The organism is Pseudomonas sp. SDO5591_S426, assembly GCF_054070755.1.
The window spans coordinates 1-21,036 of record NZ_JBSVXD010000109.1 but is presented as its reverse complement, the minus strand read 5'-3'; the positions used below and the strand labels follow the sequence as shown (position 1 = coordinate 21,036).

Below are 21,036 nucleotides of genomic sequence, written 5' to 3'. Positions count from 1 at the left end.
CAGATTTTGCGTACAACCTCGGTTACCTGTGGGAGCGGGCTTGCCCGCGATGGCGTCCTGGCAGCCGACCTTATCCTCACGGATACATAATCAAACAGCCCCGCCCTTGGCCTGCTGCTCCAGATGCACCTGCAAATCCGGATCAATACTCAGCGCCGCCGCCAATTCGTCCAGATAGCTGCGCTCGGCATCCTGCTGATCGTCCACCAGCATCACGCTGGCCAGGTACATTTCGGCAGCCATGCCGGGGTCAGTTGCCGACTGCGCCACATCGGCGGGGTCCAGTGGTTTGGCGACTTCATCATCCAGCCACTGCTGCAATTGCGGGTCATTGGTGTGCTTACCGATTTCAGCGCTGATCATGTGTTTCTCTGCCTCATCGATCCGGCCATCGGCCTTGGCCGCCGCTATCAATGCACGTAGGATCGCATGGCTGTGCTCTTCGACTTCCGGCCCCGCCAACATATCCACCGTGCGCATCGCCTGCTGCGGCGCCGGTTGTTGCTGGGAGGCCTGACTGCGCTGCCACGCCTGATACGCCTGAAACGCCATCATCCCCAGAGACGCGAGCGCGGCATAGTTGGTCCCGCCACCGGAACGCGATTGCGGTGCACCACCGCCCATCGGCGAACCGCCACCGAGCAGGCCGCCAAGCAAGCCGCCCAGCCCGCCCATTCCACCGGCCCCGCCACTGCTGGCGGCGCCACCGCCACCGAGCAGGCCACCGAGCAAACCGCCCAGGTCACCGAGGCCACCTTGAGCCGATGCCCCACCGCCGCCCTGTTGCGCCATCGAGCCCTGGCCGGCCCGCAGTAATTGTTCGAGCAGATCGCTGGTGTTCATGACGACGTCCTCATCGAAGGGAGTGATCCGTCAGGCAACGATAGACCTCGACGGCAATTGCGCCACCACCGTTTGGCTGACACACCGCAGATTTAACCGGGGTAATTTTTTACGACCCAGCTAAGATTCATAGGTGGTGAACCTTATTCCCGGATACCCGGTCGATACCTGCAACCCGAACCGGTTTGCCGCCGCCCGCCAGATGAGGGCGATGACTGGCTTGCTTCACTTTCTGGAGAACGCCCCCGTGATTTCAACTCTACACATCGCCAGGCTCAAAGCATGGGGTGCCCATGGTTTTACCGCGACCGGCGTGGTCACCGCCTTCCTCGCCACCCTCGCCCTGCTCGATAACCAGCCCACCAGTTGCCTGCTGTGGCTGGGCGTGGCCCTGATCGTCGACGGGCTGGACGGCGCATTGGCGCGCAAGGTCAATGTGCAGTCGGTGCTGCCGAGCTTCGACGGCTCGATTCTCGACCTGGTGATCGACTACCTGACGTATGTATTCATTCCGGCGCTGTTCATCTATCGCTATATCCCGTTGCCGGACTACACGCTGCTGCTGACGGTGTCGCTGATTCTGGTGTCGTCGCTGTTCTGCTTCTGCAACGTCAACATGAAAAGCAAAGACAACTACTTTCAGGGCTTTCCCGCCGCGTGGAACGTGGTTGCGCTGTGCCTGTACATCATCGCGCCGTCGCCGTGGATCACTTTTCTCACCGTGATCGGCCTGGCCCTGCTGACGCTGACCCGGATGAAATTCCTGCACCCGTTCCGCGTGCGGCGCTTCATGCCGATCAACATTGCCGTGACCGCCATCTGGCTGCTGTGCAGTCTGTCATTGGTGATCAATCATCCAGTGATCAACCCGCTGGTGATGGGCCTGTGGCTGCTGATGTCGGCGTACTTTCTGGGGATCTGCTTCTGGCGCACGGCGCTGGAGTGGTTCGACGGATCGCGGGTGAAATAACGCCATGCCTGTCCATATCGTGCGCCTCGGCTCACCGCGCCTGCCCGGCGAAGGTTTGCGCCTGGGCACCGTGCGTCGCCCACCTCGTGGCGTACCGAAAGCCGAGTTCGCCAGTCGGGATTTCTACGATGTGTGGCAACCGCTGCTGTCCCCGAGCCAGGAGTTGGTGCACGAAGCCCAACACGCTGAAGACGAAAAAGCCTGGAACGCGTTCAAGCGCAAGTTCAAGGCCGAAATGAACCAACCCGCCGCCAGTCAGTTGCTCGATCTGCTGGCCGCCCTCTCGCATGACACTTCGTTGGCTGTTGGCTGTTACTGCGAAGAAGAAGCGCATTGTCATCGCTCGGTGTTGCGTGAATTGCTGGCGGCGCGGGGTGCGAAAGTTACCTGATCACCAACAAACACCAGAAATCCTGGGGGAGCGGGCGGGCCCGAGAGAGCGATCATCAAGAAAAAGATAAAGTGGCTGGCAGACCGTCATCGCGGGCAAGCCCGCTCCCACAGGGATCTATGTCGATTCAACGCCGTGTGATCACCACCTCCAGATACTCACTCGGCACCACCAGCGACTTGTCTCCCGCCCGGTTCGAACGGTTGATCAGATCAGCCAGGTCATTTTCCAGGGCCAGGGCGCTTTCCGGTGGCAGCGCCCCGAATGCCTTGTGCACCGGGCCGTACCAGGTGCGGAAGGTGTCAATGAAATGCGCTGTGGAGCGATACCGGAAATTGAAGGTCTTGCGCGTCACCTGAACCAGAAAGTTTCGCTCATCGAACTGCGTGTGCAACCAGGCTTCGGTGCCCCACTGCGAGGGCGGTTGCGCGCCGGGTGGTGGTGGCATGTGCCGGCCGAGGGTCTTGAACATCTGGCCGACGAAACCTTCCGGTGTCCAGTTGGCCAGGCCAATCCGGCCGCCCGGCCGACAGACCCGCGCCAGCTCCGCTGCAGCCTTGGGCTGGTCCGGGGTGAACATTACGCCGAAAGTCGAAAGCACGGCGTCGAAACTGGCATCGTCAAAAGGCAGCGCTTCGGCATCGGCCACTTGAAACGTCACGTTGAGGCGCTCAGCCCTCGCTCGGTCTTCGCCGCGTTCGAGCAGTGCGGCCACATAGTCGGTCGACGTAACCAGGCAACCCCGGCGCGCAGCGGCCAGTGTGGCATTGCCGTTGCCGGCGGCGACGTCGAGCACTTGCTCATCGCACAGCAGGTCGCAGGCTTCGGCCAGTTGCTCGCCGACAATCTGCAAGGTCGTGCCGATCACGGCATAGTCGCCACTGGCCCAAGCGGCCATCTGACGGTTTTTCAAGGCAGTAAGATCAATGGGTGTACTCATGGAGACGATCTCTGGGTTGAAACACGGATCAGTTACCGGCGCACACTTACTCCGCCGTGGTGGGATCGATGATGTTCATGACCTGGGAGACACGATTGGCCGGGAAACCACTCAGCCGGGCATGTTCCTGGATCTGTTCTTCGCTCGGCGCGATGTACACGCAGTAGAGCTTGTCACCGGTGACATAACTCTGCAGCCACTGCACCTCCGGCAAATCGCGCAAGGTCCTGCAGGACTTCTGCGAAGCGGCTTTCAAATCCCTTTCTGACAGTGTTCCAGCACCTGGAATCTCGCGTTCTATGACGAACTTAGGCATGGCAACCTCTCATTCTTGTTATTGATGACAGGGTCGGAAGACCCTGTGCGCCAACTATCGCGCCGCGAGACGGCGGCGTCCTGCCCGATCGTCGGCCAGCACTGTCCGATCGTCCGGCGGTTTCACGCATTGCTGCAACAGGCTCACAATCGAGAACATCCGTCCGCACGGGAAAACCACCATGGATGCCCTGTCACAGACCCTGCGTGTCGTTCGCCTGGTCGGCGCGATTTTCATCAACGCCCGGTTCACCGCGCCGTGGTGCTATCAGTCGCCGAGTGCCGACACGGCTGCGCCTTTTCTCGAACCGAACGCCGAGCGGGTGGTGATTTTTCATTTGATCACCGAGGGCGAGTGCTACGTCGAACTGGGGGATGACCCGCCGCTGCGATTGAGCGCCGGAGACGTTGTGGTGTTTCCCCAGGGCGATGCCCATCGCATGAGTTCCCAACCCGGATTGACGCCGGCCAGCGGCGGACGGCTGGACAAGGTGCTGGCGCGCAGGCCACGGCAATTGAGTTATGGCGGTGGCGGCGCGGTCACGCGGTTGGTGTGCGGTTATCTGGCGTGCGATACGCGGTTGGCGGGGATGTTGCTGACCGGACTGCCGCCGGTGGTGCGGGTCAATGTGCGCGGTTCGAATGCCGGAATCTGGCTGGAATCTTCGGTGCGTTATGCCTTGGCCGAAGCCCGCTCGCCCAGGCCTGGCGGCGAAGGCGTGTTGGCCAAACTGGCCGAGGTGTTGTTCATCGAAGTGCTGCGCCTGTACATGCACGAACACGGCAAAGGCCGAACCGGTTGGCTGGCGGGCGTGAGCGACCGGATCGTCGGCGCCGCCCTCAACGCCTTGCACAAGACACCCTGCCACACCTGGACCCTGGATGAACTGGCGCGCACCGCCGGCACCTCCAGATCCGTCCTCGCGGAACGCTTTCAACAATTGGTCGGGGTTTCGCCGATGCAGTACCTGACGCAATGGCGCATGTTGCTGGCGGCCAACCTGTTACGCAGCAGTAACAGTTCCTTGATCCGCATTGCCGAAGAGGTGGGTTACCAGACTGACACGGCGTTCAGTCGGGCATTTCGTCGCGAGTATGGCGCGCCGCCAGCGGCGTGGCGGCGCAGTCAGGAGAATCGCTCGATGGCCCACGGCGCGACGCCTGTGAGCCATTGATTTTCAGGATCAAGCCGCTGGAGCGCTGGCCTTGGCGTCGGCTTTGGCCTCTTCCAGTAACTGCTGGATCATTTGCTCCTGAGTGTCGTAGCGACCTTCACCAAAGTGGGTGAAACGTACCTGGCCCTTGGCGTCGATCAGGTAATGCGCAGGCCAGTACTGGTTGTCGAAGTTGCGCCAGATTGCGTAGTTGTTGTCGATCGCCACCGGATAGGTGATGCCGTATTCCTTCACCTTGTCCTTGACGTTGTCGATGATGCGTTCGAATCCGTACTCAGGGGTGTGCACACCGATCACAACCAAACCATCCTTCTCATACTTCTTCGCCCAGTCCTTGACGTACGGCAGGGTGTGCTTGCAGTTGATGCAGTCGAAGGTCCAGAAGTCCACCAGCACTACTTTTCCTTTGAGCGATTCGTTGGTCAGTTCCGGCGAGTTCAGCCATTGCACAGCGCCGTTCAGCGAAGGCATGGCACCCTGGGCGTTGTCCATGGACTCGGCCTTGACCTTGCTGACGAAGTAGTCGACGACTTTCGGCACGGTTTCCAGCACGCCTTTCTCGACACTGCTGACACCTTGCGACGAGGTGCCGGCGAGCAACACGCTATCGGCGCCAGTGGAGATCACCGCCGCACCCGCCAACACCGCAACACCTGCGCCACGACGCAACCAGCCCGTGACCGGGATCGACGGTTTCAAGCGATTGACCAAACGGCGACCGGTGAAGATCAGCACGCCCAGCGACAATGCACTGCCGAGGCCGTAAGCCACCAGCAAAAGACTGGTGCCGGCGTTCGCGCCTTGCAGCATGGCGCCGGTGAGAATCACGCCAAGGATCGGCCCGGCGCACGGCGCCCACAGCAGACCGGTGGCGACGCCGATCATCAGCGACTTCAGCGGGCCGGACGCTTTGCGGCTGTTCGGGTCCAGGCGATTGCCCAGCATCACGAACGGACGCGCCAGCCAGTCACCGACCCGAGCAGAAATCAGCGACAGGGCGAACAGCACCATCACGATCAGGGCCACATGGCGGCCGGCGTTGCTCGCTTGAATCACCCACTCGCTGCTGACCACGGCCAGGCTGGCGACCAGGGCAAAGGTCAGGGCCATGCCGCCGAGGGTCAGCAGGATCGATGAGCGTGTGCGGTCGGCACCGGCAAACAGGAACGGCACGACCGGCAGGATGCACGGGCTGAGGACGGTCAATATGCCGCCCAGGAAAGCGATGAGAAACATGGGGATCACCTTTGAAATTGTCGGGAGGCATCCATCACACAGCCCCCTGTGGGAACTGGCTTGCCAGTAATATCGGTTTGACTGTCAAACTTGGGCCGGGTGTGCCACCGTCATCGCTGGCAAGCCAGCTCCCACAGGGGATCGGTGGTGTTTTTGCTTCAGGCCGTCTGGCCATCCAGCAACTTGCCCTGCGGCGTGTGACTGGAGCCGTTTTCGGCGAGGAAGGCGTCACCGCCCTTCTCTGCCACTGGCGTCAGCTGGAAGCAGGTGCTGCTGCCGCAAGCGCTTTGTTCTACAGCGCCGTTGGCGTGGGCCGCGGCACCGGCGGCGGAGAAGGCAATGGCGGTCAGGAATCGGCTGATGTTGTTCATGGTGGTGTTCCTCGCTTCAAAAGGGATGCGCAATGGCTGATTGCTGGACTCAGTTGTCCGAGGTGCAGCTATCGGAAATTTTGCGGTAGTCCAGAACCTGGGTTTTGCTGTGGGAATCCAGGTAGGTCAGTTGGGCATCCACCACCCCGCAGGAAGGCGTCGCGTCCTGCTTCAACGACACCACTTTTTTGATGTCCAGTTGCGTGCCGTAGGTGTAGGGTTTGGCGCTGACATCGGCTTCGGCGCGGGCCGACAAGGTGCAGATGTTCAGGGCGGCAAACAGGCAAGCGGCGTAGATGGCTTTGGTGTTCATGGCGGTTTCCTCAAGGTTTGAATAGGTCAATCGTTAGTTGGGTAGAGGCAGCTGGGCTTGCCTCGATGGAACCTATTTAAAGCTTGCGAGGTATCCCGCATGTGTCGGAAACAGGCGCGTGTAAATCGGTACGTATCAGAACCGGGTCGGGATACAGAGCGATACAAAACCCCTGAAAAATCGCTTTTTTACGTCGGTGTGTATCCACCGACAAGCCAGATACACTGCAATACAAACCCCTGCGGGCGAGCGGGAAAAGGCTCGATAGACTGTGCGACATCCCCCACTTACAGAGGCAAGTCCCCATGGAGCACGTCGATCACATTCTCATCGTTGATGATGACCGCGAGATCCGCGAACTGGTGGGCAACTACCTGAAGAAGAACGGCCTGCGCACCACCGTTGTGGCGGACGGTCGACAGATGCGCACCTTCCTTGAATCCACCCCGGTGGACCTGATCGTGCTGGACATCATGATGCCGGGCGACGACGGCCTGATGCTGTGCCGCGAGCTGCGCTCCGGCAAACACAAGACCACACCGGTATTGATGCTCACCGCGCGCAACGATGAAACCGACCGCATCATCGGCCTGGAAATGGGTGCCGACGATTACCTGGTCAAGCCCTTCGCCGCCCGTGAACTGCTGGCGCGGATCAACGCGGTCCTGCGCCGTACGCGGATGTTGCCGCCGAACCTGGTGGTCACCGAAAGCAGTCGCCTGCTGGCCTTCGGGCGCTGGCAGCTGGACACCTCGGCCCGGCACCTGCTCGACGGCGACGGCACCATGGTTGCCTTGAGCGGCGCGGAATACCGCCTGCTGCGCGTATTTCTCGATCACCCGCAGCGGGTGCTCAACCGTGACCAGTTGCTCAACCTGACCCAGGGCCGTGACGCCGACCTGTTCGATCGCTCCATAGACCTGTTGGTCAGCCGACTGCGTCAGCGTCTTTTGGACGACGCCCGTGAACCGGCCTACATCAAGACCGTACGCAGCGAGGGCTATGTGTTTTCGCTGCCGGTTGAAATCGTGGGAGCGCCAGCATGAACCTGTCGATGCGTTGGCCGCGCACCCTGGCTTCGCGGCTGTCACTGATTTTTCTGATAGGCCTGATCCTTGCCCAGGCGCTGTCCTTCGGCGCGCAGTATTACGAGCGCTATGAAAACGCGAAAAACACCATGCTGGGCAACCTGGAAACCGACGTCTCGACGTCCATCGCCATCCTCGACCGCCTGCCGGCCGAAGAGCGCATGAGTTGGCTGCAACAACTGGATCGGCGCAATTACCGCTACTTGTTGGATGAGGGCTCACCTGGCACATCGATGAACACAGACATGCCCGAAGCCCCCATTGCGATGGCCTCGATCAAGGACGCCATCGGCAAGGACTACCCGATGACCTTTACTGAGATTCCCGGGCCGCGCAAACACTTCCAGGTCCACCTGAAGCTGGCCGACGGCGCCCCGCTGACCATCGACGTGCGACCTTCGATGCAGCCGCTGTCACCTTGGTTGCCGATCGTCTTGCTCGGGCAATTGGCGCTGATGATCGCCTGCACCTGGCTGGCCGTGCGCATCGCCATCCGCCCCCTCACCCGCCTCGCCGAAGCCGTGGACACCCTCGACCCCAACACCCACCCGGTGCTGCTGGACGAGAAAGGCCCGACCGAAGTGGCCCACGCGGCCAAGGCTTTCAATGCCATGCAGGCGCGGATCGCCGCCTACCTGAAAGAACGCATGCAATTGCTGGCGGCGATTTCCCATGACCTGCAAACGCCGATCACCCGCATGAAACTGCGCGCCGAGTTCATGGACGACTGCGTGGAAAAAGACAAACTGTGGAACGACCTCGGCGAGATGGAACATCTGGTGCGCGAAGGCGTGGCCTATGCCCGCAGCGTGCATGGCGCCACCGAAGAAAGCCGGCGCACCGACCTGGACTCTTTCCTCGACAGCCTGGTGTTCGACTATCAGGACGTGGGCAAGGAAGTGCAACTGAGCGGAAAAAGCGCCACGGTCATCGATACCCGCCCCCACGCCTTGCGCCGGGTGCTGGTGAACCTGACCGACAACGCCCTCAAATTCGCCGGCGCCGCCGAGTTGCAGGTGGAAAAGCAAGCCGACGGCAGCGTCTCGGTGAAGGTCATGGACCGCGGTCCGGGGATCGCCGAGGCGGAACTGGCCCAGGTCATGGAGCCGTTCTACCGCGTGGAAAATTCGCGCAACCGCAGCACTGGCGGCACCGGGTTGGGGTTGGCGATTGCGCAGCAACTGGCGTTGGCGATCGGGGGATCGTTGACGTTGAGTAATCGTGAGGGTGGAGGTTTGTGCGCGGAGCTGAAGTTGCGGGGGTAGCAAGCGACTGATACATCCACTTATTTTCACTGCATTGTAGGAAGCGCCCGACATCAATTCGTTTATTCCCTTGCTAGCATTGCATCCAGCGGATTTAAAACCTGTCTAGCCGCTGGATGCATATACGCTTAATGGAACCCAGGCAACGGAATAGCGAAAAATGGATGACAACCGAAGACCCATCAGCGCGCGCTCCACAGGTTGGGCCAAACGCATAACCGACCTGTTGGTGAAACGCGACATTTCACCCAATCAGATTTCCGTCGCCAGCATTTTCTTTGCGCTCGCCGGCGCCATTGCGCTGAACATCGATAACGGTGTCGCCGGGTCGATCTTGTGCGCCGTCGCCATTCAACTGCGCCTGCTGTGCAATCTCTTCGACGGGATGGTCGCCATCGAAGGCGGCAAGCAATCCGACATTGGCAGCCTGTACAACGAATTTCCCGATCGGATCGCCGACAGCCTGCTGATTGTCGGGCTCGGCTATGCCCTCTGGCAGCCGGAACTCGGCTGGTTTGCCGCACTGGCCGCTGCGCTCACGGCGTATGTCCGGGTGTTCGGCGGCTCCATCGGCCTGAAGCAGAACTTCATCGGCCCGATGGCCAAGCAGCACCGGATGGCCGTGATGACCGTCGGACTGGTGCTGAATGCGATCGAATTCCATCTCTATGCCAGCCACTACGTGCTGATGCTGACGCTGATCGTCATTGCCATCGGTGCCGCCGCCACTTGCATCACCCGCACCCTGGCGATCTCCAGACAACTAAAGGAGGCCGGCCATGTGGATCAGTAATGCCCTGATCGCGGTGCTCAGACTGCTGATCGGCGTCACCGCCCGCTGGGAAGGCCCGCCGGATCTGACCCGCCAGCGCATCTATTTCGCCAACCACACCAGCCACATGGACACCCTGGCGATCATGGCAGCCCTGCCAGCCGAAGCGCGGATTAATGTAAAACCGGTCGCCGCCGCCGATTACTGGGGCAAGAACCGGTTTCTCTCCTACATCTCTCAGCGAGGCCTCAATGCAGTGTTGATCGAGCGCAACCCAGCACCCGGCAGCAATGTGCTGGAGCCGATTTTCGACGTGGTGCGGGCCGGTCATTCGATCATCATTTTTCCTGAAGGCACGCGCTCCAGCCAGGCCTTGCCGGGGGCGTTCAAATCAGGGATCTATCGGCTCAGCGAAACCTTTCCCGATGTCGACCTGGTGCCGATCTACCTGGAAAACCTGCATCGCTCCATGCCCAAGGGCAAGCACGTGCCCCTGCCGATCATCTGCACCATCCGTATCGGCAATCCTCTTCCACGATTTGTCGGCGAGGACAAACAGGTGTTTCTGGAGCGGGCGCGTGACGCCATCGTGAGGCTGTCGAAATGAGTCTTGAGCAAAAATTCCTTTGGTTCTTTTTCGCGATCGCCTGTTTGTTGGCCGTCGCTTCGGTGATCGGTCGGGTGCTGGCCAAACGCGCCACGAGCGAAGGCGCGATCTCCACCATCGAAAACCTCAACCAGCGCGTAAACGCCTGGTGGGGCATGGTCATCATCTTCTTCGTGTCCTGGCTGCTGGGACCGAATGCAACGGTCGTGCTGTTCGGATTCATCTCCCTGTTCGCCCTCAGGGAGTTCATCACCCTGACCCCGACAACCCTGGGCGATCACAACGCGCTGTTCTCGGCGTTTTTCATCCTGATCCCGCTGCAATACCTGCTGATCGGCACCCACTGGTATTCGATGTTCACGCTGCTGATTCCGGTGTATGCCTTCCTGCTGCTGCCGGCGATTGCCGTGTTGAGCCAGGACACCGAAGCCTTTCTGGAACGAACGGCGAAGATCCAGTGGGGCGTGATGATCTGCGTCTACTGCATCAGCCACGCGCCGGCCCTGTTGCTGCTGGACCTGCAAGGGTTCACCGGGCAGAACGCGCTGCTGCTGTTCTATCTGGTGTTCGTCGTGCAGTTGAGCGACGTGTTGCAGTACGTCTTCGGCAAGCTCTTCGGCAAGCACAAGGTCGCGCCGCTGGTGAGCCCGTCGAAAACCGTGGAAGGCCTTGTGGGCGGCGGACTGTCCGCCACGCTGATCGGCGGCTGCATGTTCTGGATGACCCCGTTCAACTTCTGGCAGTCGCTGTTGATGTCGCTGGTGATCGTGGTGATGGGCTTTCTTGGTGGCCTGGTCATGTCGGCGATCAAGCGCAGTTTGAGCGCCAAGGACTGGGGCACCATGATCAAGGGTCACGGCGGCATGCTCGATCGCATGGACTCGATCTGCTTCGCCGCGCCGATCTTCTTTCACCTGACGCGGTATTTCTTTTCCGTGCAATAACGGATTAAAGCGCCGACCGCTCGTCAGCACTGGCATATCTGACAGTAGCTGGCGCACCCGACATCCTGTGGGATAGGCGACTCTTCAGGATGACGGAAAACCGCCATGGGCTTGCTCCAACAGATTACCGGGCTGTGCTCACGGCTGGCTCCCGGTGGCTGGCACTCCTTGCTGCTGGCCCACGGTCTGGACATCACGGCAGTCCCCCTTGGCGCCGAACTGATCAAACCACTGACCATCGACCGCCGCTTGCGTGGATTTGAAGATTTCGCCAGCGCCGGCCACCGGGCGATTGAACCGGCCCAACCGGCCTGCAGCCTGCTCTATCACGCGCTGGCCTCACCTGAGGTAACCCACGACGAGACCGGCCAACCGTTGCGCCTGTTCCCCACGCCCGCCGAAATTGAAACCGTGCTCGATTTCGTTTTTGCCGCCAGCCGCACCTCCCTTGAGCGCTTGCGCAAACAGGCTGAGGGCAGGCCCTTGGCGGTGGTGGTGTTTGCCAGTGAATACCGCAACGCCGCCCAAACCGTGCACGGTGAACACGCCGACCTGTGCTTCTCGCGCACCGGCATCGCCCGGGTGGGCACCGCTCCATGCCGCTACGATCCACAGCTGCGTTGCTTCTTGCCATTTGTCGACGACGACCCGTTTGGCATCCGGATCATGCCGGTGCGGTACAGCGCCTACATCGCCATGCAATACAAAGGTGATCCTGAAAGCTTTGGGCCGATGGACGCTCAGTCAGGGGATACAGAACTGGATTTCTGGGTGCCGCTGCACAAATTGTTCAACGGTTCACAGTGTTTGGTCGGAATGGACCTGACGCTGGACCTGGACAACCATCAGATCAACGAGAAATTGCGCCACATCCATCTGCGCCACAGCGGGACCGGTTGGCAGGAGCCGCAGATCAGCCAACCGCCCTTTGTCGTCACCGAAAATCTCGCGCACTGGGCAACCCCGGAAGATTTTGGCCAAGGCCTGCTACTGCCGAAAGCCACACCCAGACTGGTGGAGGCGGCCAGCCACGAGGGCCAGCCTTTGTCCTTCCGGATGCCGGCCGGCACCGCCGGTATGGTGCATGGTCGACACACGCTGGATGAGGAAGGTTGCTTCGAGGATCTGAATGACCGAGAGGGTGTGGCGAATCTGGTCAACCGAGGCGGTTATCGCGCGCTGCACTATCACGACAATACTGCCGATGGCTGGGTCCGCGCACGCTGCCCGGCCTTGCAAAAATTTTTGCCCTCGATAGCGGCATACTCGGTGATTGGCGCACCGGATTTCTTTCCCCTGTGCAATCAGCGGCAACTCTTGCGCTGGGCAAATTCGGAACCCACCCTGCCCGATCCGAACATCTGGCATGCCCGCCTGGAGGCGTTGTCGAACGTTCGCTACAGCGCAAACCCGAGCCTGAAAGACCAGCCATTTTCGGCAGAAGATCGCGGCGTCACAGCCATTGTTGCGTTGCCGCGCCGGGCCAAATCCGAGTCATCGCCCTCAAAAAACCACACCAGCGTTGACCGCCCTTCTTCGTTGCCGGACGCCGCGGCAGGGATTTTTGGCCCCGGCTGGGAAGTCGGTCGATACCCGCCCATGGGCGGACCGTTTTCCCTGTCCGGCTACCAGATGGCCAGCCCTTTTACCGAAGACGTGCGCATTTGCGCGGCGCTGGGTTCCTACTGGCCAGGCGTGGCGCCGGACTCTGCCCGAACCTTTGAGCCGCGATCGAGCCTGCACAGCATCATCCCGCTGACCGATGAGGAAATCGGTCAGCACGGGGCAACGGCCTGGGACAATCAGCAAGGGCCACAACTGATCTCGCACGAAGGACAAACGATCGTTCGCTACCGCGCCTACGAATACACCGACTACACCCAGGTGGCCCTCGATGGACGTTTTTCCCTGCAACTGACCGGGCGCATCACGCAGCGGCAATACCAGGACCGGGTGCTCTCGATGCACCGCGTGTACAACGTGCTCGAGGCTGGAACCGACCCCGCTCGGCGCAACAATTGGCCATTGTTGTCATTTCGGCTGGTGCAGCGACCGGATGCCGAACTCGACACTGCCGAGCGAGAGGCCGGGTTGACGCTCAATGGCTGGATCCATCGCTATCACGTGTACAAACGCGGCAGTAGTTGGACCCCGGAGACTGATTTCAAACTGCGCTATGTGGACATTGAACGTCAGGTCAACCTGTTGGTCGGTGAACGGGCGATGCTGGTCAAGTATGGAGAACGACCTTGGCAGATCGCGCTTGAAGCCCTTTGATGCGCTGGTAATCGGCGGCGGCCCGGCGGGCTGTGCAACGGCGATCAGTTGCGCGCAGCGCGGCTTGCGCGTGGCACTGGTGGAGCGCCAGAGATTTCCGCGGTTTCGTCCTGGCGAAAGCCTGCACCCGGCCATCGAACCGTTGCTGGAACAGCTCGGAGTTGCGCATTTGTGTGCAGCAGGCGCGGTACGTTTTTCCGGCCAGTGGGTGCACTGGGACGGTCCGCCACGCTTCCTTGGTTTTGGCGGTGACGACGCCGGGCAGTGGCAGGGATTTCAGATCGCCAGAACCTCACTGGACAGTGCATTGTTGCAGCGTGCCGCAGCGCTCGGCGTCAGCGTATTGCAGCCGTGTCAGGCCAAGCGCCTGCTCACCCACGACCGCCGGGTGGTTGGCGTGGAAACCGACAAAGGCCCGTTGTTGAGCGCTTACGTGATTGACGCCAGCGGCGTTGCGGGCTGGTTGAACCGCCAACACCAGCTGACGGTTCGGCGTTGTTCACCGCTGCTGGTGGCCCGGTATGGTTATCTCATTGGCAACCTTGAGACTTATGCGCACGCTCCGCGCTTGCAGGCCGATGCCGACGGCTGGACGTGGGTGGCACAAGTCGAGAGTCATCGCCTGCACTGGACGCGCCAGTATTTCAGCGAAGGTGCGTCCACGCCCCGAACCGTGCCTGAAGCCTTGTGCGGCTTGCCTCTGTCAGACCCGGTGCTGGGCGCCGACGTGTCCTGGCGCCTCAGTACGGAAACGGCCGGTGCAGGCTATTTCATGGTGGGCGATGCGGCGAGCCTGCTCGACCCGGCCGCGTCCCACGGCGTACTCAAAGCGTTGATGAGCGGCATGCAGGCTGCGCAAGCCGTATTCGACTGCCTGCAACAGCCTTCCATCCAGTACTCGGCACACGAGCAATACAAGCGCTGGATCAACGATTGGTTTGAACGTGATCTGGCGCAGATGCGTCATTTCTACGCCACCCATCCTTATCCGCCAGACTGGATTCAGTCATGGACATAAAACCGGCCGGGCCGACGAGCATTGCTTAAACGACAAACCGCGCCACCAGCGCATTCAAATCCACCGCCAGACGCGACAGTTCATGGGTGGCGGTGCTGGTCTGGTTGGCACCGGCGGCGGACTGCGTGGCCAGGTCGCGGATGTTCACCAGGTTGCGGTCGACTTCGCGGGACACCTGCGCCTGTTCTTCCGAGGCACTGGCGATCACCAGGTTGCGTTCGTTGATCAAATGGATCGACTGGGTGATCTGCTCCAGCGCCACACCGGCGGCGCGGGCCAGTTCCAGGGTGTTTTGCGTGCGTTGATTGCTTTGCTGCATCGACGCCACCGCCTCACCGGTGCCGTTCTGGATGCCGGCGACCATCTTCTCGATTTCCTGGGTCGACTGCGCCGTGCGATGGGCCAGCGCCCGAACTTCGTCCGCCACCACGGCAAAACCACGCCCGGCTTCACCGGCACGAGCCGCTTCGATCGCCGCGTTCAGCGCCAGCAGGTTGGTTTGCTCGGCGATGGCACGGATCACGTCCAGCACCTTGCCGATGTCGCGTCCCTGAGCCGCCAGGCCTTCGATCATCAGCGAAGTGTTGTGCACGTCATGGGTCATGGTCTGGATCGCGTCGACGGTTTGCACCACCCGGTCACGACCCTCGCGGGCGGCCTGGGTCGACTGGTTCGAGGCTTCGGATGTCGACACCGCGTTGCGCGCCACTTCTTCCACGGCGGCGGTCATTTCATTGACGGCGGTGGCGGCCTGTTCGATTTCATTGTTCTGTTGTTGCAGGCCACGGGACGCGTCTTGAGTCACTGCGCTGAGCTCTTCGGCGGCGGTGCCCAGTTGCGTGGCGGAACCGGCGATCTGTTCGATGGTTTTGCGCAGGCTGGCCTGCATCGTCGCCAAGGCACCGAGTAAGCGCGCCGGTTCATCCTTGCCATCGACTTCGATGACGTTACGCAGATTACCTTCGGCAATGGTTTGCGCGGCCAGCACGGCACGGTTCAACGGTGTGACGATGCTGCGGGTCAGGAGCCAGGCCAGCAACACGGTCATCAACGCTGCGATAACCGCGACCGCGATGATGCCGGTAATGGCGCTGTCGTAGTTGTCAGCGGCTTCAGCCGAAGCGGTTTTGGCATAGTCCGCATTGAGTGCCACCAGTTTGTTCAACTGCTCGCCCATCTGATCCGTGCCGTCCTTGATCCGCGTATTGATCAGCGTGCGCATCTCATCCAGTTTGTTCTGTTGCGACAACTCCAACATCTGGGCTTGGGCTTGCATGTAGCTGTCCAGCGTGACGGTGAACGTCTTGTACAGCTGCGCTTCTTCGTCACCGGTGGGCAGCGCGGCGTAACTCGCTTGTGCGCTACGCAGCTTGTCGACCAGTACGCCAACACGCGTCTGGGCTTCCTGCAAGGCCGCCGGATCACGGTTGACCAAAATCCGGAACGACAGAATTCGCATGCGCAGGACGTTCTCGGTCATGTTGCCGAGAAAGCCGACACTGGGCAGATGGGTGGTACCCATGTCGATGGAGGCCTGGCGGATGACGGTCATGCGGTTGACGGCGAACACACCGAGCACGATGACCAGCAAGGCAATGAAGGCAAAACCCAGGAAAGCGCGAGGCGCGATATTCAGATTACGCAATGACATAGGACGATTCTCGGGGGTGGTGGCTGCGAGCATCCTTGCGTGATCACTGAATGGCGGGCATTGGCGCGCACCCTTTCAGATGGGCGCCATTGTTGTAATAGATTCGTCTGCGCCTGATGGTTGTATCGGCCAGGCTTGAGGTTTATTGCGCGGATTTAGCAAATAATTTTCAAGGAGTTAAGGGTGTTTCACAGACGAGACATATGGAACGGAAGTACCCATATTCCTGTGAGCAGTCAGAGAACGACACCCACCACACGTTGTTCATGCATCTGCCGCAACAACGCCAACCCGTTATCGAAGAACTCCGCTGAGCCGGTCATTCCCGCCTCCTGCGCCAGTGCTTGCAACTGCGCCCGGCCATCCAGTTCAGGAAACGCCTCGATGCGCTGCAACAACCGAAACGCCAACGGGCTCAACCCGGAAAACTTCACACTGAAATCCACATCCCGACGTACCAACAACAACGTCGGCTGATCCGGCGCAGTGTCCGGCTGATATTCCGGCCCCACCAACTGCACCGGCCAGGCATACGCCAGCGGCCAGGCCAATGGCGAGACCTGCAACGGGCGGTCCAGCAACATGTCAGCATCGCCGGATGACAATGGTTCGGCCTCGGACTGCTGCAACGCCATTTCCACCCATTCGTAATGCGCCAGCTCAACCATGAACGGCGGCCACGGACCATCGGCCAGCGCCGCAGGCTCAGAGGCGAGAAACTCGACAAATTCCTCGGCGATCTCGCCGAATTTCGGTGTGTGGGCGCGGTAGTCGCGCAAGAAGATCCGCACCAGCGCCCGCCATTGTTGGTCGCCAAGAATCTTCACCAGCACCGGAAACGTGCCGCTGATCAGCGATGACAGGTTGGCAAACACCAGGTCGCGATAAACCTGCGCCCGCGCCGGGTCCATTTCTGGCGGTGGCGCGCAGTGGTCGGGGTCGCGCAGGTACAGGCCCATGCTGTTTTGCTGTTCGTGCAGCGAGCGCTTAGCCACGGTTCACCCCCTCGGTCTGCAAGCGGCGGATGGTCTGCAACTCGGCAACCAGTTCGGAAAATGCCGGAAAGTTGAAATCGCGCTCCAGCAAAGTCGGTTGCGCGCCGAACCGGGCGTAGGCCTGGGCCAGCAACGACCACACCGCCGGTTTGACTGAAGCGCCATGGGTGTCGATTTTCAAGGTGTCGGACTCATCGAAATGCCCGGCGATGTGCATCGCCACCACGCGATCCGCATCGATGCCGGCCAGGAACGTACGCGGATCGAACCCGTGGTTGATCGAATTGACGTAGACGTTGTTGACGTCCAGCAACAGGTCGCAATCGGCTTCGCGCAGAACGGCGTTGGTGAAGGTCACCTCGTCCATGTCCTGCTGCGGTGCGGCGTAGTAAGAGACGTTTTCCACCGCCAGGCGCCGACCGAGAATGTCCTGGGCCTGACGGATGCGCGCGGCGACGTGGTGCACCGCTTCTTCGGTAAAGGGCAGCGGCAACAGGTCGTACAGGTGACCGTCATCGCTGCAATAGCTGAGGTGCTCGCTGTACAGCGGTACGTTGTAGTGATCGAGGAAAACCCGCACCTCTTGCAGAAACCCGACATCCAGCGGCGACGGCCCGCCCAGCGACAGGGACAAGCCGTGACAGGACAACGGATAACGCTCGGCCAGACTTCGCAGCGCTGCACCATGGGCGCCGCCGATGCCGATCCAGTTTTCCGGCGCGACTTCGAGAAAATCGAAATGACCGGCAGGAGCCGCCAGAAGGTCTTTCATTAAACCGCGACGCAAGCCGAGCCCGGCGCTGGCCTTGGCTGAAGTGATGGGGGTTTGCATGATGTCGATCTCAAGGTTGTCAGAACGTAAGCACAGTTAATCGAAGCGGTGTATCGGGACTGTGTTGCGCGCCGACGGAAAACCGCAGGGCTTGTATCGGCAGCGGGCCTGTACACACTCTGGTACAGACCCGTTGCCCGGCCTTACGCCAGGTCGTACTTCTCGCGCACCAGCTGGCCGATGCCCATGCGATCGAGCACATTCATCGGGCACAGGAACGTCACGCGGATGGTGCCCGGCAGACGACTGATGTCGATGGAACCGGTGATGGTGGCGCGGTTGAGCACTTCGTCGTACGGCAGACCGGTGACGGAGGCCGCACGCTGCAAGCCGTTCTCCACCGCGAGGTTGAGGTTTTCGCCGCTGCCGATGAAGGTGATCGGGCCGCTCTGCTCGATCTCATGCTGGCCCCAACGCTCACCCAATTCACGGACTTTGGCCCGTTGTTCGGCGTTCATCGGTCGCGCCATCGGCGGCAGGTCATCGAGGTTTTGCAGGAGGATCGGGCCTTCCAGCGTCAGGTTTTTCACCACTTGCACCACCACTTCGGTTTCCCCGGAGCAATCGGTGGCGTGCCCGGCGATTTCGCCGTTGCCCTGCTGGGCGTGCATGTCGCCCATGTACACCCCGGCGCCTGGCACTTTCACCGGGCAAATCAACACGCAACCTTCGCGGATCGAGTTGGTGTCCATGTGGCCGTCGGTCTTGGCCGCGTGCAGTTCTTCGCGGCTCATGCCGAAACGGTGCGGTGCATTGATCAGGTACTGACCGAAATCGGCGCAGTTGTGGGAATCAGGAATGTCACGGGACGGCATGGTGCCGATGTTGCCGAGGAACGGCCGCATGTGCGCGGCGACGCCGGGGATATCGGCGCGGGCCAGGGACAGGATCGAATGCTGCGCGGCGAACTCCGGCAGCGCCGACATTTCGGAGGCGTTGCCGGCCAGTTGATTGGCGATGTCCTGATTGACCGTCAGGCTGACCTGGTTCTGCGCATCGAACACGATCACGTAGCCGTGGCTGAAGCGAAACGCGCTGACCTCGGCGCCACAGTTATTGCAGCGAATCGCGTCCTCGCCAATGCCTTCGACATGGCTGGCCGGATGGTCGGTGCCGCATTTGGAGCAGAATTTGGAGACAAACGGATCGCCGTTGTAGCGCCCTTCGACAAAGCTCATGACCCCGGACGACGTGGCCAGCGATGTGACGCGCATGCTCTTGATCTTGATCGCCACGGCATCGCCGATCTCTGCGCCGACGATGGCCACCGGTTGCGTGACTTCATGGCCACCTTCAAAGGATGGCGTGATCATCGGCCCCCAGCAACCCGGAGGCGTGCCGGTGATCAGGGTGCCGCCGTCGGCCAGCGGTCCGAGCATCGGCTGGCTCGGGCCAATGATGCCGTTGGTGTAGTGATCGACCCGCAGGCGATTGACGGGGGTGGCGTTGAGATTGGATTCAGGCACAAGCGTTGTCATTGTGGTCCCCTTGACCGCATCAGGCGCGGAACAGAGTCAGTGCGAATGGCCGCCGGTGAACGCGGCCATGGAAAGTGGCCTCCACAGTTCATCGCAGGTTTGTATCTGGTCTGTGTTCGGCTGTGCGCCGCAATTGAGCGGGACTGTATCGGGAGACCTGTTAGATACAGTGGGATACATGCAAAACCGGTGGTCACTGCAAAACCCTGTGGGAGCGGGCTTGCCCGCGATAGCGTCCTTTCAGCGATGGAAATGTAGGCTGACCCACCGTCATCGCGGGCAAGCCCGCTCCCACAGGGGGCAAGTGTCAGCCACAGGGGCTTTCGTCGCTCCACGCCACGCCGTACGGCCTGCGAACTAAACTTAATGCACACAGGAATTGCTTGATCTCCTGTTCATTCCCACGACCACCGCCCGGACCAACAAAGCCTCCGGACCGTGATCCTGCAAAAGGAGCACACGTGATGGACGAGGCCAGACTCAATGATTTCATGGGCAAACTGGTAGGTGACATGGGCGGTGCGGCGATGCTCGCCAATGTCATCCTCGGCGAAGAACTCGGCCTGTACCGGGCCATGGCCGACAGCCAACTGATCAGCCCCGAAGCTCTCGCCGGCAAGACCGGTTGCAACCCGCGCCTGGTGCGCGAATGGCTCAGCGCCCACGCCGCTTCCGGCTACATGGAACACAGCGACGGCCAATTCCGCCTGCCCGAAGAACAAGCGCTGGCATTGGCCATCGAAGACTCACCGGTCTATATCGCCGGCGGCATCGGGGTGGTCGCGTCGTTCTTCCACGACAAGGACAAACTGGTTAAAGCCATGCGCGGCGATGGCGCCCTGCCTTGGGGCGATCACCATCCGTGCATGTTCAGCGGCACCGAACGTTTCTTCCGTCCCGGCTACAAAGCGCACCTGATCGCCGAATGGTTGCCGGCCCTCAACGGGGTGGTGGCCAAGCTGGAGGAAGGCGCCAAAGTCGCGGACATCGGCTGCGGCCACGGCGCATCGACGGTGATCATGGCCCAGGCGTTTCCGAACTCGCGGTTCGTCGGCTTCGATTACCACGCGCCCTCCGTCACTGTCGCCACCCAGCGCGCAGAGGAAGGCGGCGTGTCCAGCCGCGCGCGGTTCTTCCAGGGCACGGCGAAAAGTTACCCCGGCGACGACTATGACCTGGTCTGTTACTTCGACTGCCTGCACGATATGGGCGACCCCGTCGGCGCGGCGAAACACGCTTTCGAGTCGCTGAAACCGGATGGCACGGTGTTGTTGGTGGAACCGTTCGCCAATGACTCGCTGGATGACAACATCACCCCGGTCGGCCGGTTGTTCTACGCCGCCTCGACCTTCATCTGCACACCGAACTCGTTGTCCCAGGAAGTCGGCCTCGGCCTTGGCGCCCAGGCAGGCGAGGCGCGGTTACGCAAGGTGTTTACCGAGGCCGGGTTCTCGAGTTTCCGCCGGGCCACGGAAACGCCGTTCAACCTGATTCTGGAGGCGCGTAAGTAAACAACGCCGCCCATTGCAGGAGCGAGCTTGCTCGCGATGGTGTA

At 61.1% G+C, this 21,036-nt stretch carries 21 protein-coding genes; 11 read left to right on the top strand and 10 right to left on the bottom strand.

Features of this window, described 5'->3' with window-relative positions:
- Nucleotides 1–90 precede the first annotated feature (90 nt).
- Nucleotides 91–843, bottom strand: coding sequence for a tellurite resistance TerB family protein (locus tag ACW9JC_RS19825; protein ID WP_457457009.1), 753 nt, complete (start codon nucleotides 841–843; stop codon nucleotides 91–93).
- Nucleotides 844–1,090: 247 nt separating this feature from the next.
- Here ACW9JC_RS19825 and pcsA point away from each other — a divergent pair, with 247 nt between their 5' ends.
- Nucleotides 1,091–1,813 (top strand): phosphatidylcholine synthase, encoded by a 723-nt coding sequence (gene pcsA, locus ACW9JC_RS19820; protein WP_338581635.1) that lies wholly within the window; start codon nucleotides 1,091–1,093, stop codon nucleotides 1,811–1,813.
- Nucleotides 1,814–1,817: 4 nt separating this feature from the next.
- Nucleotides 1,818–2,204 (top strand): DUF488 domain-containing protein, encoded by a 387-nt coding sequence (locus ACW9JC_RS19815; protein WP_338581637.1) that lies wholly within the window; start codon nucleotides 1,818–1,820, stop codon nucleotides 2,202–2,204.
- Between the two features lie 127 nt (nucleotides 2,205–2,331).
- Here ACW9JC_RS19815 and ACW9JC_RS19810 read toward each other — a convergent pair whose 3' ends face one another.
- The gene (locus ACW9JC_RS19810) at nucleotides 2,332–3,144 is read right to left on the bottom strand and encodes a class I SAM-dependent methyltransferase (RefSeq protein WP_448108361.1); all 813 of its coding nucleotides are present in this window, start codon (nucleotides 3,142–3,144) and stop codon (nucleotides 2,332–2,334) included.
- 46 nt (nucleotides 3,145–3,190) lie between these two features.
- Nucleotides 3,191–3,460, bottom strand: coding sequence for a DUF4242 domain-containing protein (locus ACW9JC_RS19805; protein ID WP_338581640.1), 270 nt, complete (start codon nucleotides 3,458–3,460; stop codon nucleotides 3,191–3,193).
- Between the two features lie 181 nt (nucleotides 3,461–3,641).
- Here ACW9JC_RS19805 and ACW9JC_RS19800 point away from each other — a divergent pair, with 181 nt between their 5' ends.
- Nucleotides 3,642–4,634 carry an AraC family transcriptional regulator gene (locus ACW9JC_RS19800; RefSeq protein WP_457457005.1) on the top strand — a complete coding sequence of 331 codons (993 nt, stop codon included), beginning with the start codon at nucleotides 3,642–3,644 and terminating at the stop codon, nucleotides 4,632–4,634.
- Nucleotides 4,635–4,643: 9 nt separating this feature from the next.
- Here the strand turns inward: ACW9JC_RS19800 and ACW9JC_RS19795 are convergent, their stop codons facing one another.
- The 3 genes from ACW9JC_RS19795 to ACW9JC_RS19785 all read right to left on the bottom strand — a co-directional run bounded on the left by ACW9JC_RS19795 (nucleotide 4,644) and on the right by ACW9JC_RS19785 (nucleotide 6,554).
- Nucleotides 4,644–5,870 (bottom strand): cytochrome c biogenesis protein DipZ, encoded by a 1,227-nt coding sequence (locus ACW9JC_RS19795; RefSeq protein WP_416128421.1) that lies wholly within the window; start codon nucleotides 5,868–5,870, stop codon nucleotides 4,644–4,646.
- 158 nt (nucleotides 5,871–6,028) lie between these two features.
- Nucleotides 6,029–6,241 (bottom strand): hypothetical protein, encoded by a 213-nt coding sequence (locus ACW9JC_RS19790; RefSeq protein WP_457457003.1) that lies wholly within the window; start codon nucleotides 6,239–6,241, stop codon nucleotides 6,029–6,031.
- A 49-nt stretch (nucleotides 6,242–6,290) separates the two neighbouring features.
- Nucleotides 6,291–6,554 (bottom strand): DUF2790 domain-containing protein, encoded by a 264-nt coding sequence (locus ACW9JC_RS19785; RefSeq protein ID WP_338581644.1) that lies wholly within the window; start codon nucleotides 6,552–6,554, stop codon nucleotides 6,291–6,293.
- A gap of 305 nt (nucleotides 6,555–6,859) precedes the next feature.
- Between ACW9JC_RS19785 and ACW9JC_RS19780 the strand changes: the two genes are divergently transcribed.
- From ACW9JC_RS19780 to ACW9JC_RS19750, 7 genes are all read left to right on the top strand, one after another.
- The gene (locus ACW9JC_RS19780) at nucleotides 6,860–7,600 is read left to right on the top strand and encodes a response regulator (RefSeq protein ID WP_457457000.1); all 741 of its coding nucleotides are present in this window, start codon (nucleotides 6,860–6,862) and stop codon (nucleotides 7,598–7,600) included.
- Nucleotides 7,597–8,907, top strand: coding sequence for a HAMP domain-containing sensor histidine kinase (locus tag ACW9JC_RS19775; RefSeq protein ID WP_338581646.1), 1,311 nt, complete (start codon nucleotides 7,597–7,599; stop codon nucleotides 8,905–8,907). Before ACW9JC_RS19780 ends, ACW9JC_RS19775 begins: the two co-directional genes overlap by 4 nt.
- Before the next feature lie 160 nt (nucleotides 8,908–9,067).
- Entirely contained in the window at nucleotides 9,068–9,700 is a 633-nt protein-coding gene (locus tag ACW9JC_RS19770) for a CDP-alcohol phosphatidyltransferase family protein (RefSeq protein WP_457456998.1), read from the top strand.
- Nucleotides 9,687–10,286 (top strand): lysophospholipid acyltransferase family protein, encoded by a 600-nt coding sequence (locus ACW9JC_RS19765; protein WP_457456997.1) that lies wholly within the window; start codon nucleotides 9,687–9,689, stop codon nucleotides 10,284–10,286. The genes ACW9JC_RS19770 and ACW9JC_RS19765 overlap by 14 nt, the downstream gene beginning before the upstream one ends.
- Entirely contained in the window at nucleotides 10,283–11,230 is a 948-nt protein-coding gene (locus ACW9JC_RS19760) for a phosphatidate cytidylyltransferase (RefSeq protein ID WP_338581649.1), read from the top strand. The genes ACW9JC_RS19765 and ACW9JC_RS19760 overlap by 4 nt, the downstream gene beginning before the upstream one ends.
- A gap of 105 nt (nucleotides 11,231–11,335) precedes the next feature.
- Nucleotides 11,336–13,507 carry a hypothetical protein gene (locus ACW9JC_RS19755; RefSeq protein ID WP_457456995.1) on the top strand — a complete coding sequence of 724 codons (2,172 nt, stop codon included), beginning with the start codon at nucleotides 11,336–11,338 and terminating at the stop codon, nucleotides 13,505–13,507.
- The gene (locus ACW9JC_RS19750) at nucleotides 13,494–14,525 is read left to right on the top strand and encodes an NAD(P)/FAD-dependent oxidoreductase (RefSeq protein ID WP_457456993.1); all 1,032 of its coding nucleotides are present in this window, start codon (nucleotides 13,494–13,496) and stop codon (nucleotides 14,523–14,525) included. Before ACW9JC_RS19755 ends, ACW9JC_RS19750 begins: the two co-directional genes overlap by 14 nt.
- Nucleotides 14,526–14,550: 25 nt before the next feature.
- On the opposite strand, the gene ACW9JC_RS19745 is transcribed toward ACW9JC_RS19750, so the two are convergent.
- The 4 genes from ACW9JC_RS19745 to ACW9JC_RS19730 form a co-directional block, all read right to left on the bottom strand.
- Complete coding sequence (locus ACW9JC_RS19745) at nucleotides 14,551–16,176, bottom strand: methyl-accepting chemotaxis protein (RefSeq protein ID WP_457456992.1); 1,626 nt, start codon at nucleotides 16,174–16,176, stop codon at nucleotides 14,551–14,553.
- Nucleotides 16,177–16,412: 236 nt separating this feature from the next.
- A complete protein-coding gene (locus ACW9JC_RS19740; protein ID WP_457456990.1) occupies nucleotides 16,413–17,171 on the bottom strand; it encodes an HvfC family RiPP maturation protein in 759 nt (252 codons plus the stop codon).
- Nucleotides 17,164–18,003, bottom strand: a complete 840-nt coding sequence (locus ACW9JC_RS19735) for an HvfB family MNIO-type RiPP peptide maturase (RefSeq protein WP_457456988.1) — start codon at nucleotides 18,001–18,003, stop codon at nucleotides 17,164–17,166. The genes ACW9JC_RS19740 and ACW9JC_RS19735 overlap by 8 nt, the downstream gene beginning before the upstream one ends.
- Nucleotides 18,004–18,146: 143 nt before the next feature.
- Entirely contained in the window at nucleotides 18,147–19,481 is a 1,335-nt protein-coding gene (locus ACW9JC_RS19730; protein WP_457456986.1) for an acetamidase/formamidase family protein, read from the bottom strand.
- 464 nt (nucleotides 19,482–19,945) lie between these two features.
- On the opposite strand from ACW9JC_RS19730, the gene ACW9JC_RS19725 reads away from it, so the two are divergent.
- Entirely contained in the window at nucleotides 19,946–20,992 is a 1,047-nt protein-coding gene (locus ACW9JC_RS19725; protein ID WP_416130460.1) for a class I SAM-dependent methyltransferase, read from the top strand.
- The last annotated feature ends 44 nt before the right edge of the window (nucleotides 20,993–21,036 follow it).

Excerpts from the sequence above, each read along its gene's own strand:
- ACW9JC_RS19805 (WP_338581640.1), bottom strand. The coding sequence starts at position 3,460 with ATGCCTAAGTTCGTCATAGAACGCGAGATTCCAGGTGCTGGAACACTG.
- ACW9JC_RS19825 (WP_457457009.1), bottom strand. The coding sequence starts at position 843 with ATGAACACCAGCGATCTGCTCGAACAATTACTGCGGGCCGGCCAGGGC.
- ACW9JC_RS19760 (WP_338581649.1), top strand. The coding sequence starts at position 10,283 with ATGAGTCTTGAGCAAAAATTCCTTTGGTTCTTTTTCGCGATCGCCTGT.
- ACW9JC_RS19770 (WP_457456998.1), top strand. The coding sequence starts at position 9,068 with ATGGATGACAACCGAAGACCCATCAGCGCGCGCTCCACAGGTTGGGCC.
- ACW9JC_RS19780 (WP_457457000.1), top strand. The coding sequence starts at position 6,860 with ATGGAGCACGTCGATCACATTCTCATCGTTGATGATGACCGCGAGATC.
- ACW9JC_RS19755 (WP_457456995.1), top strand. The coding sequence starts at position 11,336 with ATGGGCTTGCTCCAACAGATTACCGGGCTGTGCTCACGGCTGGCTCCC.
- ACW9JC_RS19730 (WP_457456986.1), bottom strand. The coding sequence starts at position 19,481 with ATGACAACGCTTGTGCCTGAATCCAATCTCAACGCCACCCCCGTCAAT.
- ACW9JC_RS19775 (WP_338581646.1), top strand. The coding sequence starts at position 7,597 with ATGAACCTGTCGATGCGTTGGCCGCGCACCCTGGCTTCGCGGCTGTCA.
- ACW9JC_RS19725 (WP_416130460.1), top strand. The coding sequence starts at position 19,946 with ATGGACGAGGCCAGACTCAATGATTTCATGGGCAAACTGGTAGGTGAC.
- ACW9JC_RS19810 (WP_448108361.1), bottom strand. The coding sequence starts at position 3,144 with ATGAGTACACCCATTGATCTTACTGCCTTGAAAAACCGTCAGATGGCC.
- ACW9JC_RS19745 (WP_457456992.1), bottom strand. The coding sequence starts at position 16,176 with ATGTCATTGCGTAATCTGAATATCGCGCCTCGCGCTTTCCTGGGTTTT.
- ACW9JC_RS19765 (WP_457456997.1), top strand. The coding sequence starts at position 9,687 with ATGTGGATCAGTAATGCCCTGATCGCGGTGCTCAGACTGCTGATCGGC.
- ACW9JC_RS19735 (WP_457456988.1), bottom strand. The coding sequence starts at position 18,003 with ATGCAAACCCCCATCACTTCAGCCAAGGCCAGCGCCGGGCTCGGCTTG.
- ACW9JC_RS19790 (WP_457457003.1), bottom strand. The coding sequence starts at position 6,241 with ATGAACAACATCAGCCGATTCCTGACCGCCATTGCCTTCTCCGCCGCC.
- ACW9JC_RS19795 (WP_416128421.1), bottom strand. The coding sequence starts at position 5,870 with ATGTTTCTCATCGCTTTCCTGGGCGGCATATTGACCGTCCTCAGCCCG.
- ACW9JC_RS19785 (WP_338581644.1), bottom strand. The coding sequence starts at position 6,554 with ATGAACACCAAAGCCATCTACGCCGCTTGCCTGTTTGCCGCCCTGAAC.
- ACW9JC_RS19815 (WP_338581637.1), top strand. The coding sequence starts at position 1,818 with ATGCCTGTCCATATCGTGCGCCTCGGCTCACCGCGCCTGCCCGGCGAA.
- ACW9JC_RS19800 (WP_457457005.1), top strand. The coding sequence starts at position 3,642 with ATGGATGCCCTGTCACAGACCCTGCGTGTCGTTCGCCTGGTCGGCGCG.